This window comes from Luteibacter flocculans (genome assembly GCF_023612255.1).
GTDB lineage: Bacteria > Pseudomonadota > Gammaproteobacteria > Xanthomonadales > Rhodanobacteraceae > Luteibacter > Luteibacter flocculans.
Window position 1 is genome coordinate 3843813 of record NZ_CP063231.1, and the last position, 13793, is coordinate 3857605.

Sequence of the window (13793 nt, forward strand, 5' to 3'; positions counted from 1 at the left end):
CCCATGCATCCCTGATTCGAGCGATGCTGCTAGACCCCTCATCGCCCTACAGCGAGCTTCAACCTGCGCCGTTCTTCATGAACGACGTGGCATGGGCGACTGCCGTCAGCTCGCTACCCGGCCCGCCGATTACCGATCAGCAGGCGCTGGACGTCATGCGCTGGGATCTTGGCCTCACCAAGGCACGCCCGGACATCGATGTCGCCGTGGGAAGTGGTGAGGGCTTTCGTGATCGTTTCGTAGCGGCAAGTGCGCGAAAAGCGGACGTCGATCCGGACATTTTCTGGCACATGCTGACATTGACCGGGTATCGGCACTCCACCAAGGCTGCGTACTACGCCGTGGCCATGCAGATGCTGCGTCGGCAGATGGCCGAGGTGCCCGCCAGGCGTCATGCGGCCCTCGGCATCGACGCAGCCACCTTCCAGCGGGTGATGCAGGCTTACCACCTGGGCCAGGTGCCGGAACACGATCTGCGCTACCTGTCCACTCTGGTTCAGCACCGCCTCATTCATTGGCGTGTCGGCGGAAAGGCGTCGACCGGACTGCGGGAACTTCCAGTGGCGTTCCGCATCGCGCGTGTCGCGGCAGCGTACCGGGACGCGGACGGGTATTTCATGGGTGCGCCCTGTACGCCGGACGCCTTGCCCGACAAGCAGGTCGCTGGCAGTGGACAGCCGGGTGATTACCGCGATCTCTGCCTGGTCGCGGCCACCGATCGCGCGGTACATCGGTGGTATCTGCAAGAGGTGCGCAACGAAGCGCGACTACGCCCCGATCGAAGACATGCTCGGTCGTCGCAGCTTCTCGCCAGCCTCATCGCCATGGTGATGCCCCTTTTCGAAATGGCAAACATTCTCGAAGTCATGGAAGCAGCCGTCGCTGACGATCTGCTCGCGGCCGACGCCATCGGCGTCGACGAGGCCGAGGTCGCCGCAGAACGTGCCGACCTTCTCACCTGCCGCATACCGGAGTAGACCGTGCCCAGAAGCGCTCTCACCACCTTGTCGTTCCTCGTCGTCCTCGGACTGGCTCGTCCAGCCGCCGCGGGTGACGTCGTCATCGAGGACATGGACATCGACGAAGGCAATGTTGCCGCCCTGCTAGAGCAAACCAGCCAGTACTACGTAGATGCCATGCGCCGTCTGGTCAACGTCCGCTATCAGGACGAGTACAGGGCGATCCGCTGGGAAGACCTGGAAACCGCGATGACGAATACGCGCCTGGCGCGCTTCGAATATCACTATACGGTGGGTAGCCAGCAGCTCGTCCGCATATACCACGCGATGGACGGCGAGCCGCTTGGAGCCATTGGTCGCAGCATTTTTGAGGGGCCCACGCGCCCAGGCACGCCATCGACGCCAGACATGGAATGGAACGAAGATGAGTTGGCCGCGGTGTCGCTGCCTGAAACGACGATCGATCGTCTGGCTATCGACGCCGAGGACAGTCAGTTCTTTACCGCCTTCGACGAAGTCGAAACGCGCGCACGCATCCTCTCCATGGAGGACTCCGTGCTCCGCCCGCGATTCCTGTCCGGAAAAGACCGCAGCCTCGACGCCGAGTTGAAGGCACTGCGACAGATCGAGCACGACATCAAGAACCGCGTCGTCCCGGCAGGTGGTCGCATCGACGGCAAAGTAGGTGGTCTTATCTGCCCGTCGTGCGAGGACGCCATGCGCGACATGGCTCGTACCTATGACGTCGAGGTGCGTGCCACGCAGATGTACAGGACCGTACCGTACAACACACAGAAATCGCTGCTCGATGCGGGAAAAGCACGTATGACGGGGCAGCGACTGCTCGATGCCGCATCCGGCCGCCCACTCCTCGCTCACGATCTTCTCGACGCGGCACGAGCCGCACAGGTCCGGCAGAATCTCAGTCCGCGTGCCATGGGACGATCGTTCAAGGGCATGCTGTGGCACCGACGATCCTTCCAACTGGGGCCAGTTCCCATGCAACGGCTTTCCGAGTCGCCTGAGGATCGTCTACGCCCAAGCAATCCCGATGCCGAGGATGCGGCGCCACCCCAGTGTTGAGGCGTGACCGTGGGGCTCTGTCGGGCCCGTGGGCAGGGGATTCGCCCGGCCCACGTTGACATGCGCGGCTCGTGCGATCATGTCGCATGACCGACTTCCAGCAACTGTCCCTCTCCCCTGCCCTCCTCGCCGCCGTCGAGGGCATCGGCTATGCCTCGATGACCTCGATCCAGCGCGAGGCGTTGCCACCCATTCTCGAAGGGCGCGACGTCATTGCCCAGGCGCGCACCGGCAGCGGCAAGACCGCAGCCTTCGGACTCGGGTTGCTCCAGCGCATCGACGTTGCGGAAGTCCGCCTGCAGGCGCTGGTGCTCTGCCCGACCCGCGAACTGGCGGACCAGGTGAGCAAGGCCATTCGCCGGCTGGCCGTGAACATACCGAATGTGAAGCTGCTGACGCTGTGCGGCGGCATGCCGCTGGGACCGCAGCTCGCGTCGCTCGAGCACGATCCGCATATCGTGGTCGGGACGCCGGGGCGTATTCAGGAGCACCTGAAACGCGGCAGCCTGCACGGCGGCGGCATCAAGGTGCTGGTGCTGGATGAGGCGGACCGCATGCTCGACATGGGCTTCGAAGAAGCCATGGACGACATCGTCAAGCGCATTTCCAAGCACCACCAGACGCTGCTTTTCTCTGCCACTTACCCCGATGCGATCCGTGCCGTCAGTGGGCGCATGCAGCAGAACCCCGTAACCATCACGGTCGAGCAAACCCACGACGAAAGCAGTATCGAGCAGCGCGTCGTGGAGGCGGAACCCACAGTCAAGGCCGACGTGCTCGCACGCATCCTTACGCATGAGAAGCCCGAGGCGGCGCTGGTGTTCTGCAACATGCGCAAGGACACCGAAAGCGTGGCCGCAGAGCTGGACCGACGCGGTTTTTCCGCGCTGGCCCTGCATGGCGATCTCGACCAACGCGATCGCGACGAGGTCCTGGTGCGTTTCGCCAACCGCAGCTGCACCGTGCTCGTGGCGACCGACGTTGCGGCGCGCGGTCTGGACATCGCCGATCTCCCGCTGGTGGTGAGCTACGACGTGGCCCATGACGCGGACACCCATACCCATCGCGTCGGCCGTACCGGTCGTGCAGGGGCCACGGGTCTTGCCATCGTGCTCGCCGGTTCGCGCGACCTCAACAAGCTGCGCGCGATCGAGGAACGCCTTGGAGCGCCTCTGGCGCGTTACCCGGCCAAGCCGGCGGGCGACGGCCGCAAGGTGTTGAACCTTGCTCCGATGAAGACCCTGGTGATCGACGGCGGTCGAAAGGACAAGATGCGCCCCGGCGACATCCTGGGCGCATTGACCGGTGATGCGGGGCTCGACGGCAAGGACATCGGCAAGATCGACGTCTACGCAACGCGTGCCTACGTCGCCATCCGTCGCGATCTCGCCAACAAGGCACTGGAGCGTTTGCGCGCCGGAAGGATCAAGGGCCGCAATTTCCGTGTACGTCCACTGGGCTGATTGCGCGACCGCGTGACGGCGCGGGCTGTAGAACCGACGCGCCGCGCGTTGCCATCGCCGAACTTACGGCGTCTTCTGCCTCAGGTACCCCGCGGCTTCGCGCGATGCGTCGCCGCTGCGGTCCATGGGTCGTCGGGCCACGGGTGCCGAGGGTAGCGGCCCTTCAGCTCTTTCTTGACCTCCGGATACGTGCGGTCCCAGAACCCCGCGAGATCCTGCGTGACCTGAATGGGTCTTCCGGCGGGCGACAGCAGGTGCAACATGACCGGCACCCGCCCGTCAGCGACGCGCGGCGTGTCGGCAAGGCCGAACAATTCCTGCAGCTTGACCGCAAGCACCGGAGGCGCACCGGGATCGTCGACGCGCGTGCCGTAGTCGAGGCGCCGGGTCATACCGCTGGGTACCTTCAACTCATCGGGTGCATGTGCGTCCAGCGCACGTCGCTGCTCATAGTCGAGCATCGATGCGAGCGCCTGTGACAGCTCGGCCGCCTGCAACGCATCGAGGCGGCGCTTGCCACTCAGATGCGGCGCCAACCAGCGCTCCAGATCGCGCAGCAACGCTTCGTCGCCAACATCCGGCAAGCCCAGTTCGGGACGCCAGGTGCGCAGCGCGTCGATGCGACCACGCAAGCGCAGGGCCTGCTCGGTCCACGGCAGCGATGACAGTCCCCGCGCGCGGATCGCCGCGAGCAGGGCGGCCGTCGCATCCTCATTCGTGAGCTGGACGGGTCGCCGGGACATCAGCAGCGCGTCGAAGCGGCGCTCCTCGAAGCCTTCCGCGATCTGTCGCTCTTCGTCCCAACGCAAGACGCGGCTGACCACGAAGCGCTCTCGGTGGTCGCGTTCGAGCACGGCGGGGTCGAACGGGGCCGCGGCAAACACCAGGCTGTCGCGCGCCTCCAGGCGAAGATCGAGCACCACGAGCCAGGGCTCGCCATGCAGTGCGCTGTTCTCATGCAAGCGCGCGCCTCGTCCGTTGGCGAGTTGATAGCGCGTCGCTTGGGCTTCGTCACGACGGGCCACGCGATCCGGAAAGGCGTGCACGAGCAGATCGCCGATGGCGTGGCTATCCGGTACGCCGCTAGCCGCCGTGCGTATGCCTAGGCGGCGTCGCCAGCCCGCCGAGGCTTTCTCGATCGCAGCCAGCGCCCCGACGTCGGCCGAACCCGCACGGGCGGCACGCGCCCCGCCATCGCGCCAAAGATGCAGCGCGGCGACGCGTTGACGAAAGTCATCGGTCCGTCCTTGCTCGCCGCGCAGCGGTGAGCGCGCCTCGACCAAGGCGAGGAGATCGGCCACCAACGCGCGGTGCGTCGTCGGCGCACGCAGGGCCGCCGCCGCCAGACGCGGCGTGGCGCCCAGCGCCAGCATGTCGCGGCCCAATGCTGTGATGGCGTCGGTCTCGTCGAGCGCCCCCAGTCGACGTAACAACTCACGGGCCTGGCCCATCGCACCGGCGGGGGGACGATCGAGCCACGGCAGATCGTCGCTGCCCCAGCCCGCGAGTTCGAGCGCAAGTCCCGACAGTTCGCTGTGCTCGATTTCCGCCGTGCGCGAAGGCTCCAGGCGGCGACTCTGCGGCCAGAGCCGATACGCGACGCCTTCCGCCACGCGCCCCGCACGTCCGGCACGCTGGTCGGCCGACGCCTGGGAAATGGTCACCGTATCCAATCGGGCAAAGCCGGTGTTCGGATCGAAGCGCGGTTCGCGCGCGAGCCCGCTGTCGATCACGGCGCGAATGCCCGGCAAGGTCACGCTCGACTCGGCGACATTGGTGGCGAGTACGACGCGGCGTACTCCCGCATCCGCAGGTGTGAGCGCCAGCTGCTGTTCGGCGAGGCTCAATTCGCCGTGCAACGCAACCACTTCCACGTCGTCCGCCACGCGTTCGAGCATGCTGCGCAGTCGTTCGATCTCGCGGCGTCCAGGGAGAAACGCGAGCACGTCGCCATCGGTTTCACGCAACGCCTGTACCACGGTGCGCGCCATGTGCTGTTCGGTCGTTTCCTGCGCGCGAGCGGGTGGGTATTCCAAGCGAACGGGGTAGCTGCGACCAGGGCTGCTGAGGCGCGGCGCGTCCAGCCATTGCGCGATGCGCTCGCCATCGAGCGTGGCCGACATGACCAGCAGGCGAAGGTCGGGCCGGAGGCTGGCCTGTACGTCGAGCGCCAGCGCCGCACCGAGATCGCCCGCCAGATGCCGCTCGTGGAATTCGTCGAAAAGGATCGCGCCCACGCCTTCGAGCGTCGGGTCATCCTGGATCATTCGCCCGAGGATGCCTTCCGTCACCACCTCGATACGCGTGCGCGGCCCCACCCGCGACTCGAAGCGGATGCGATAGCCGACGGTCTCGCCGACCTCCTCGCCAAGCTGCCGCGCCATGAACGAAGCGGCGGCACGCGCCGCGATACGGCGCGGTTCCAGCATGACGATGCGCATGCCTGCCAGCCAAGGCGCATGCAGCAGCGCGAGTGGCACCTGGGTGGTCTTGCCGGCGCCTGGCGGCGCTTCCAGAACGAGGCGCGGGCGGTCGGCCAACGACGCCACAATCTCGGGCAGCAACGATGAAATGGGAAAGACGGGGTCCATGCGCGGCTATGTTACGCAACGCTGCGCAGGGACGCCCGTCGAACGCGGACCGGCAAGGCTGTTGTCCTAACCTCCGGCCACAATCTCCTCGTTCGCGGACTTCGCGCCTTCCGCCCCAGGCTCGAACGGTCGCAACGAGCGGAATGCACGTCGGTAGTCGTCGGACACGCGCTTGGCGTCCTCGCCATTGGTGATGACCTTCGGCGTGATGAGCACGAGCAGTTCGGTGCGCGAACGCTGGTCCGTGCGGTCCCGGAACAGCGCTCCCAGCAGCGGGATGCGCGACAACCCGGGCACCCCATTCTGTTCCTGCGTGTCGAGTTCGCGAATCAATCCACCCAAGAGCACGGTCTGCCCGCTCTGCACGGCGACCTGCGTGGTCAACTTGCGTTTGACGATCGGCAGATTCTGTCCCGCCGCCGCCGTATCGGGACGACTCACCTCCTGCGAGACATCGAGGTAGACCAGACCACCCGGATTGACCCGCGGTCGCACGTCGAGAATGACGCCGGTGTCCTTGTACTCCACCTGCCCCACCGAGCCATTTCCGCCAAGCGCCGTGTTCACATAAGTCTGCGTCACCGGGATCTGATCGCCCACCTGGATACGCGCCTTGCGATTGTTGACGACGACCAGCGACGGCGCGGAGAGGATCTTGGTGTTGGTGTCGCGTTCCATGGCACGGAGCGCGACTTGCACTTCCTTGTTGATGAACGAGTAGAAGAAGGTGTCGGGCCGCGTAGAGATGGCCGGCGCCGAGCCCAACGCCCATTGCTGCTTGTTCCCTGGCTGCGCCACCTCGCCACCACCGCCGGCCAGGCCCTCCAGGTACCACTGCACGCCGAAGCGGAAGGAATCGCGCAATGCCACTTCGAGGATTCGGGTCTCGATCTGGACCTGGAGAGGCACCGCGTCGAGACGTTCGATGGCATCGCGAATCTCCGCCCACTGCGAGGGCCGCGCGCGCACCATGAGCTGGTTGTTCGCATCGATCGCGGTGATGCGGAGGTCGCCCTGCCCCTGGCCGCCGCTGGACGACGATGGCGTGCTGGTCGGTGCCTGGAAGAAGTCGGACGACTCTTCTGGCAAATCGCCGCCTCCCGACAGTTCGTTCGTATCGCCGCCGTTGCCGAGGTCGCTGCCGAGCGACGCCGGCGTGAGCCCAGGGGCCAAACGCGGTGCCGTATCACCTGCGACGGAGCCACCAAACACGTTTCCGACGTATCTCGCGACGTCCGAAGCGAGGAGGTGACGCACCTCATAGACGAACAGGCGCGGCTCGTTGCCACCGCCGCGGTCGATGCGCGCCACCCAGTCCCCCACCTGATCGAGATGTTCCGCGCGCTTTGCGATCACCACGATGGCATTCGTCCGTTGGATCGGAATGAAACGAAACATCCCGGCCATGGGGGTACCGCTTTTCTCGCCGAACATCGATTCCAGCGCAGGCAGAAGCTCGCCCACCGTGGCGTTCTTCAGGCTGAATACACCGACGGACATGCCACTCACCCAGTCGACGTCGAAGGTGTCCACGGTCTCCTGGTAGTTTTCGAGCTCGTCTCGCGTGCCCGCCACGACAAGGAGATTGCGCGCCGGATCCGTCAGGAGAATCGCACCCGGCGTGACGAACGGTTCGAGCAGCTTGGCCATCGTCGGTGCCGCGACGTGCTGAAGCGGGAACAACCGCGCCCCCATACCCGCGGCCGGCCGCGCCGCTTTGAGCTTCGGCGCCAGATGACCCGCCACCGCGCGGCTGGCGGGCAGGATGCTGTAGCGTCCCTGGTCGCGGATGAGCGCGTTTCCTGTCCACGAAAGCAGGGTTTCCAGAATAGGCAGCGCCTCATCGCGTCGCACCGGCTTCGCCGTGGAAAACGAGATCGATCCCGCGACGCCGGGCGCCACCGAATAGTTGACATCGAGCAGGTCGCCAAGGACGGCCTTCACGACCGCCTCGATGGGCTGGTTTTCGAAGTTGAGCGTCACCGAGCCCTCGCCCTTCGCTTCGGGCCGGGGTGTGTCGACCATGCGGGGGCGAATGAAGCGTCCGCTGCCGCGGTAGACGTCTTCGCCTGGGCCGGTGTCGCGCTTGGCGTCGAAGTCCACTTTGGGCGCATCTCCCGCGAGCGGGAGGGAACCGGGGGCCGATCTTTCGACACCGACGAGCGCTTCGCGCTCCAACGCGCCGGGATCGGGCTTTGCCTTATTCGGGGCGCAAGCCACCGTCAACATGGCCGTGGCGACGGCCATGCCGAGCATTCCGCGTTTCATGTGTCCTACCTCCTTCCCTGGGGGCGCGATAGCGCCCGCTACTGCGAATCCAATGCCTGCTGTTGTCGCTGCTGCTGTTCCATGCGGCGCTTTTGCACGGCCTGCTTCAGCGCCTCAATACGTGCACGTTGCAATGCGTCGTCGTCCTGCCGGGGCGGGGCCTGGCGCGTGGCGGCGGGCGCGGGGCTCGGCAGGGCCGGGCCCGTCATGCCGCTTCCGCCCTGCCGCTGAATGGTCATGCCGCCAGGCTGCATGCGCGGCGGTGCCGCGGGCGAGGCCGGCGGCATGCCAGGCTGCTGACCCTTCGTGGGGGCATCCGGCGCAGCAACCTTCAAGGTGAGCTCGCGGCGTTCGCCACCGTTCTCGAAGAACGCGCTGCGTGCCGAAAGCGATGCCAGTACCCAATGGCTGTCGGCGAGTGAGGCACCCTCCTTCACTCGCACTGTGGTGTCTTTGCTCCGGTCGCGCAGCAAGGCCATGCGCAGGCCCGGCGTGACGATGATGCCGGTGAGTTCGAGGTCGCCGATGTTGCCCGATGCGTCGCCGGCATCTGCCACTGCCGCGGGTTTGCGATCGGTCATGAACAGCGGGCGGCCCCACACTTCGGCAAAGCGAGCCAAGGGCGACGTTGGCGGCAACTGCACCGGTCGCACGGCTGGCAAAGGCTCCGGCGTGCCCGGGGCATCCCAATGCACGCCGCGACCGACGCCGAGCAGCAGGGAGACCACGAGCGCGGCAAGCAGCGCGGCTCCGACCGCGAGGATCGGTGTGAGGCGACGTTGTCCTGCGGCGTTCACGAGGCCACCTTCGTTGCGCGCGGCGCGTGGATGTAACCGGATACGGTGAACTGCACTTCCATCGGAGCGGACGTACCGGCGCGCGCGGCGACCGGATTCCGATAGATGCTGAAATCCTCGATGAAGAGATACGGCGTCGCTTCCTCGATGTCGTGCAGCACAGCCGTCATCGGTTCCATCTGGCAGCGCAGGCTGATGTTGACGGTGACCTTGCGATACGGCTCGCCCGCCTTCTCCTGGCTCGGCACCGGCATCTTCTGCACGACGTCGCATGCGCCGCCGTCGTGATGCGCGGCGGCCACATCGACGATGCGCTGCATGAGGCCCGCCGCTGCCGCGTTGGTGTCGTCGCCGGGCAGAAAGGCGTCACTGCGTGTCTGGCCTTGCTCGAGCGATGCGAGGCGCTTTTCGAGTTGCGGACGTTCGGCAATGGCCGCAGCGAAGCGTCGCTGTGTATCGCGCAGATCGGCCATCTCGTCGGCGATCGCCAGCTGCGGCGCCACGAACCACCAGTGAATCAACGCGAAGTAGCCGATGACGAACGCCACCACCAGCAGCAGAACAGCGGCGAGGCGGGATTCAGCGGGTTTCATTCGCACGAGGGCTCTCCTGCTTGGGCTCCGCCTTCATGGCGTTGTCCGGCTTGGACGGCTCCGGCTTGACGCTCTCCGGCTTCGGCACCGATGCCTTCGCCTGCATGTAGAAGCGTTCCTTGCCCGAGGTGGGATCGGTCTGGATCGTGCCCTGGAAGCTCGGATCGCCGATGGTCTTCGCACCTTTCAATGCGTCGATGAGGCGAGCCGCCTGCGGGCTCTGCCCCTGAAACCCGAGCTGGCCGCTGCCGTTGAGCGTGAAGCGTTCGAGCCAGGTGTCGTCGGGCAGGCGCCGGGTCAGTTCTTCCAGCACCGGCAACACCGACGGCGATTCAGCCTTCTTGCGCGCGAGGAAACCGGACGCGCCGGCGCTCTCCGTCAAGCGCTGACGTAGCGCCGAGACGCGCTGTGCGTCCGCACGCAGGGATTCGACGCTGGCACGCATGTCTTCCAGTGCCGCGCTGCGATTGTGCAGCCACGTGGCCATCGCGGCGAACACGAGCAGCACAATGACGACGGCAAGCGCGGCGTTGAGACGTCGGCGGCGATCGACGCGGCGCGGTGCACGTGCAGGAGGCAGCAGATCGAGCCCGGCCAGCGCATGACCATCGGCCACGTCCACCCGATCGGGCTGGACGCCTAACGCGGCGAGTTCGTCCAGCAGCGGGTCCAACGTCGAACGCGGCGTTGCCGCCAGCTCGGCCACGAAGCGACCTTCGGGCGCAGGCTCGTCCAGTTCGCGCACACCATAGTGAATGTCCTCCGCACGGAACGGGGTCTGGCGGTCAAGGTCGAAGCCGACCACCTGGCGGAGGTTGTCGCGCGCGGCCACCGGAAGGACCAGGCGGCGGCGAAGCACCTGCGCCGCTGGAAGCACGAGCGCGATGCGACGGTCCGCGGGATCGGCTTCCGCAAGCGCGTGCGCCATGACGCCCGAGCGATGTTCCACGGCATCGGTATGTGCGGCTTCGACGACAGGTGACGCCTCACCCGCACGCCGCAACTGCCAGCGATCGGTCAGCCGCTCGACCGCATACCAACGCTCGCCACCGGCGAAGGCCAAGCGCCAGCGCACGGGCACGAACGTCGAGAGTTCAGCGCTCCACCAGCGCAGGAACCCGGGCAGCGGGCTGCCACGCCACGCCCGACGCAGGCGGTCGAGCTGAAGCTGCGAGGCGTCCTGCAATGTCGTCATTCAACGTCTCCTTCGCGCCAACGCAATACCGCGTAGGGCTGATTTCCGGATCTTATCCCACGGAGTCGGACGGTCGATGTAAGGGAACTCCGGGTTCCGTCGTCAAGGATCGCCTCCGCTCGTATCGTGTGCGTGACACCGTTGCCACCCGCGATCGCCGCACCGTTGGCCTGGCCGCGGCTCGCGAGAATCGCATCGGCTCCGGCCTGGCCCAGGCCGGGAATGGCAGCGAGCGCGAGCGGCTGTGCGTGTTCGGTGTTGGGCCGCTCGCGACCGGACCAGATGGTCAGTGCCGGCGCTACGGCAGCCCAAAGGGAGGATGTCATCCCAAGCACCATGCGCGCTTCCTCGACCGTGGCGAAAGGACCATTGCGTGGGCCATACGGCAAGCCCGCGGCCTCGTATTGCGGCTTCTTCGCACCATTGGGCGATGCCGCGTCGCCCGGTCGGCGCCAGTCCTGAACGGCCGCAGAGAGTGCCTTGGCCTTGTCGTCGGTCGCGCCCGCCGCCTTGAACAGGCCGGCGAGCACATCGCCGGAGGCGGCATTGAGATCGACCTTGCCGTCTTCGTCGACGATGGTGATGGTGACCTGCGCATCGTCGAAGGCGAAGAGGTAGGGCCTGCCGTCCGCAATCCAGCGGGACGCGACGTCGGTACTCTGCAGGCCTTCGATCGCGCGCATCACGCCGGCTTCCGCCGCGTAATGCGCACGCGTCTGCGCGAACTGGTAGCGGGCCTGCAAGCCCTCGGTCCGCGCCAGCGCGGCGAAGCCGCCAAGCATGATCGCCAGCAACGTGCAGCCCCACAGCACGATCAGGAGCGCGACGCCCCGCTCGCGACGCCCACTCATCGCATCACCTGCCCGCGCGGCACGCGACCGAATGTGGAGAAACCATTGCGTGACGCCGAAGGATCGATACGCAGCGGCGCCACCAGCGTTGGAAACGCCACGTTGCCGTCGACATCCAGCGTGAGGCGGACGAGCGAGGGCGTTCGCCGTCCGTCGTCCCACGTGTCCTGCCAGTCGCCCGGCCGATTCTGCTCGTCCACGCCGCGGTAGGCGAACGCGCCCTTGCGGATACCGCGCATGAGGACCTCGGGTTCGCCGATCGGCTGCGGGTCTGTGCCGTCCGGCGGCAGCAGCGCCAGGCTGACTTCCAGCCGATAGGCGCCGTGGTCGTCGTCCACGAGGGACACGGTCTGCAATTGCGGACCCAGCTTCGACAAATAACCGGGCATGGGGGCCACGAAACGAAGCGTCTTCTCGGTGCCACCGAAGACGATGGGGTCGCCGTCGTCGTTCTGGCCGAAGGGAATGATGAGCGCCTGCGCGAGTTCGGCGCGGAGAAAATTCTGCGCGGAGCGGATCTCGTCCATCCGCTCGATAGCCTGATTGCCGCTGCGTACGATGCGCGTGGCCGTGCTGATGCCGGAGTACACACCCAGCAGCACGATCGTCAGCAGCGCGAGCGCCGCGAGCACTTCCATGAGGCTGAAACCTGCCGCACGCCTCATGGTCCGTTGCCTCCGCCCGAGCCCGCCAGGCGCAGCGTGGAAAACCGTGCATGCCGCTCGCTGCCGTCGGCGCCCCAGATCACGTCGAGGTCGATCCGGTACATGCCCGTCGGCGAACCGCCGCCGACAGCCGGCTTTTCGTCGGCCGGCTGAAAGCGGCTCACGACCATGCGCCAGCGATAGGTATCGTCGAAGCGCCCTTCACTGCCGCCTTCGCGCACGGGCTCCATCACGAACGCACCATCGAGCAGCGAGCGAGCGCGCAAGGCGGCCTGAGTGCGCTCGTTGGCGCGCGCGGTGAGGCTCAGCGAACTGCCTGCCACCTGCATGAGCGCGGCGAACGCGATCGCCAGCACGGCAATGGCGGCGATGACTTCGAGCAGGCTGAAACCGCGTTGTCGAACGGCATGCTTCATCGCGTATCGACCACGCTGACGGCACCCGTGAGCCAGCCGACGTTGACGTGCCATTCGCGCTGGCCGCGCTTCAACGTGATCCGCCCGCCGGTCGAGCTGCCGTCGGGAAAGAAGCGAATGCGTCCCGTCGTGGCGTTGGCCTGATCTTCGCGCGCACTGGTGATCGACACACGCATGTCCTTTGGTAGCCGCACCTCGTCCTTTCCAGGTGCCTTGTACGTCGCCGCAGCGGTATCGACTTCGAGCGCCAGATCCTGGCCGCGAACGATCGCCTGCGCGCGCGTCCAACGCAGCGCGGCGGCGAGTTCGCCACTGGCGGCGTTGACGCGCGCGCTGGCGAGTCCCTGGGTCACCGGTATCGAGACAGCCGCAGCGGCGATCCCGATCAGAAGGATCACGGCCAGCATCTCGAACAGCGTGAATCCGCGCGCGCGCATGGCCGTGAATCCGTCGATGCCTGGCTTACTGCCAGTTGCCTACGTCGGCCGAGTAGCCGTCACCGCCGGCCTTGCCATCCTGACCATAGAACACGAGGTCGAAGCTGCCGTGCTCGCCCGGGTAGCGGTAGCCGAACGGATGACCCCACGGATCCTTGAGATCCGATTCCTTCGCGTACGGGCCCTGCCAGTTGCTCGCGTCGGCCGGCTTGGTGGTGAGGTCTTCCAGCGCGTGCGGCGGCGTGCCGTTGTCCAGCGCGTAGTTCTCGATCTTCTGGCTCAGCGTCGTGAGCTGGGCCTTGCCGGCGCCGTACTTGCCCTTGTCGACGTTCTTGCCGACCTGGGTGACCACGATGGCGCCGATGATGCCGATCAGCACGATCACGGCGAGCATTTCCAGCAGGGTGAAGCCGCGGGCATGACTGTGGCGGAGGGAACGGTTCGCGCGCATGGGGAAGCTCCTTGGAACGGTTTG

General features: G+C 66.4%; 13 protein-coding genes. 3 read left to right on the forward strand and 10 right to left on the reverse strand.

Annotated features, from left to right (window positions below; all coding sequences use genetic code 11):
• The first annotated feature begins 23 nt into the window (after positions 1–23).
• The 3 genes from IM816_RS16770 (at position 24) to dbpA (ending at position 3505) form a co-directional block, all read left to right on the forward strand.
• The gene (locus IM816_RS16770) at positions 24–977 is read left to right on the forward strand and encodes a hypothetical protein (protein WP_250338957.1); all 954 of its coding nucleotides are present in this window, start codon (positions 24–26) and stop codon (positions 975–977) included.
• 3 nt (positions 978–980) lie between these two features.
• Entirely contained in the window at positions 981–2042 is a 1062-nt protein-coding gene (locus IM816_RS16775) for a hypothetical protein (protein WP_250338958.1), read from the forward strand.
• Between the two features lie 86 nt (positions 2043–2128).
• Positions 2129–3505, forward strand: a complete 1377-nt coding sequence (gene dbpA / locus IM816_RS16780) for an ATP-dependent RNA helicase DbpA (protein WP_250338959.1) — start codon at positions 2129–2131, stop codon at positions 3503–3505.
• Between the two features lie 80 nt (positions 3506–3585).
• On the opposite strand, the gene hrpB is transcribed toward dbpA, so the two are convergent.
• From hrpB to gspG, 10 genes are all read right to left on the reverse strand, one after another.
• Entirely contained in the window at positions 3586–6096 is a 2511-nt protein-coding gene (gene hrpB / locus IM816_RS16785; RefSeq protein ID WP_250338960.1) for an ATP-dependent helicase HrpB, read from the reverse strand.
• 66 nt (positions 6097–6162) lie between these two features.
• Positions 6163–8364, reverse strand: coding sequence for a type II secretion system secretin GspD (gspD, locus tag IM816_RS16790; RefSeq protein WP_250338961.1), 2202 nt, complete (start codon positions 8362–8364; stop codon positions 6163–6165).
• A 38-nt stretch (positions 8365–8402) separates the two neighbouring features.
• Complete coding sequence (locus IM816_RS16795; RefSeq protein WP_250338962.1) at positions 8403–9161, reverse strand: general secretion pathway protein GspN; 759 nt, start codon at positions 9159–9161, stop codon at positions 8403–8405.
• Complete coding sequence (gspM, locus tag IM816_RS16800) at positions 9158–9754, reverse strand: type II secretion system protein GspM (RefSeq protein WP_072323878.1); 597 nt, start codon at positions 9752–9754, stop codon at positions 9158–9160. The genes IM816_RS16795 and gspM overlap by 4 nt, the downstream gene beginning before the upstream one ends.
• Positions 9741–10949 (reverse strand): type II secretion system protein GspL, encoded by a 1209-nt coding sequence (locus IM816_RS16805; protein ID WP_250338963.1) that lies wholly within the window; start codon positions 10947–10949, stop codon positions 9741–9743. The genes gspM and IM816_RS16805 overlap by 14 nt, the downstream gene beginning before the upstream one ends.
• Positions 10946–11800, reverse strand: coding sequence for a type II secretion system minor pseudopilin (locus IM816_RS16810; protein ID WP_250338964.1), 855 nt, complete (start codon positions 11798–11800; stop codon positions 10946–10948). Before IM816_RS16810 ends, IM816_RS16805 begins: the two co-directional genes overlap by 4 nt.
• Complete coding sequence (locus tag IM816_RS16815) at positions 11797–12465, reverse strand: prepilin-type N-terminal cleavage/methylation domain-containing protein (RefSeq protein WP_250338965.1); 669 nt, start codon at positions 12463–12465, stop codon at positions 11797–11799. The genes IM816_RS16810 and IM816_RS16815 overlap by 4 nt, the downstream gene beginning before the upstream one ends.
• Positions 12462–12881 (reverse strand): prepilin-type N-terminal cleavage/methylation domain-containing protein, encoded by a 420-nt coding sequence (locus IM816_RS16820; RefSeq protein ID WP_250338966.1) that lies wholly within the window; start codon positions 12879–12881, stop codon positions 12462–12464. The genes IM816_RS16815 and IM816_RS16820 overlap by 4 nt, the downstream gene beginning before the upstream one ends.
• Positions 12878–13318 (reverse strand): GspH/FimT family pseudopilin, encoded by a 441-nt coding sequence (locus tag IM816_RS16825; protein WP_250338967.1) that lies wholly within the window; start codon positions 13316–13318, stop codon positions 12878–12880. The genes IM816_RS16820 and IM816_RS16825 overlap by 4 nt, the downstream gene beginning before the upstream one ends.
• 25 nt (positions 13319–13343) lie before the next feature.
• Positions 13344–13769, reverse strand: coding sequence for a type II secretion system major pseudopilin GspG (gene gspG, locus IM816_RS16830; RefSeq protein ID WP_072323884.1), 426 nt, complete (start codon positions 13767–13769; stop codon positions 13344–13346).
• Between the last annotated feature and the right edge of the window lie 24 nt (positions 13770–13793).

What these genes read in the sequence shown, in the direction of transcription:
- IM816_RS16770 (WP_250338957.1), top strand. Translation starts at nt 24, where the DNA reads ATGCTGCTAGACCCCTCATCGCCCTACAGCGAGCTTCAACCTGCGCCG.
- dbpA (WP_250338959.1), top strand. Translation starts at nt 2,129, where the DNA reads ATGACCGACTTCCAGCAACTGTCCCTCTCCCCTGCCCTCCTCGCCGCC.
- hrpB (WP_250338960.1), bottom strand. Translation starts at nt 6,096, where the DNA reads ATGGACCCCGTCTTTCCCATTTCATCGTTGCTGCCCGAGATTGTGGCG.
- gspD (WP_250338961.1), bottom strand. Translation starts at nt 8,364, where the DNA reads ATGAAACGCGGAATGCTCGGCATGGCCGTCGCCACGGCCATGTTGACG.
- gspM (WP_072323878.1), bottom strand. Translation starts at nt 9,754, where the DNA reads ATGAAACCCGCTGAATCCCGCCTCGCCGCTGTTCTGCTGCTGGTGGTG.
- IM816_RS16805 (WP_250338963.1), bottom strand. Translation starts at nt 10,949, where the DNA reads ATGACGACATTGCAGGACGCCTCGCAGCTTCAGCTCGACCGCCTGCGT.
- IM816_RS16810 (WP_250338964.1), bottom strand. Translation starts at nt 11,800, where the DNA reads ATGAGTGGGCGTCGCGAGCGGGGCGTCGCGCTCCTGATCGTGCTGTGG.
- IM816_RS16815 (WP_250338965.1), bottom strand. Translation starts at nt 12,465, where the DNA reads ATGAGGCGTGCGGCAGGTTTCAGCCTCATGGAAGTGCTCGCGGCGCTC.
- IM816_RS16820 (WP_250338966.1), bottom strand. Translation starts at nt 12,881, where the DNA reads ATGAAGCATGCCGTTCGACAACGCGGTTTCAGCCTGCTCGAAGTCATC.
- IM816_RS16825 (WP_250338967.1), bottom strand. Translation starts at nt 13,318, where the DNA reads ATGCGCGCGCGCGGATTCACGCTGTTCGAGATGCTGGCCGTGATCCTT.
- gspG (WP_072323884.1), bottom strand. Translation starts at nt 13,769, where the DNA reads ATGCGCGCGAACCGTTCCCTCCGCCACAGTCATGCCCGCGGCTTCACC.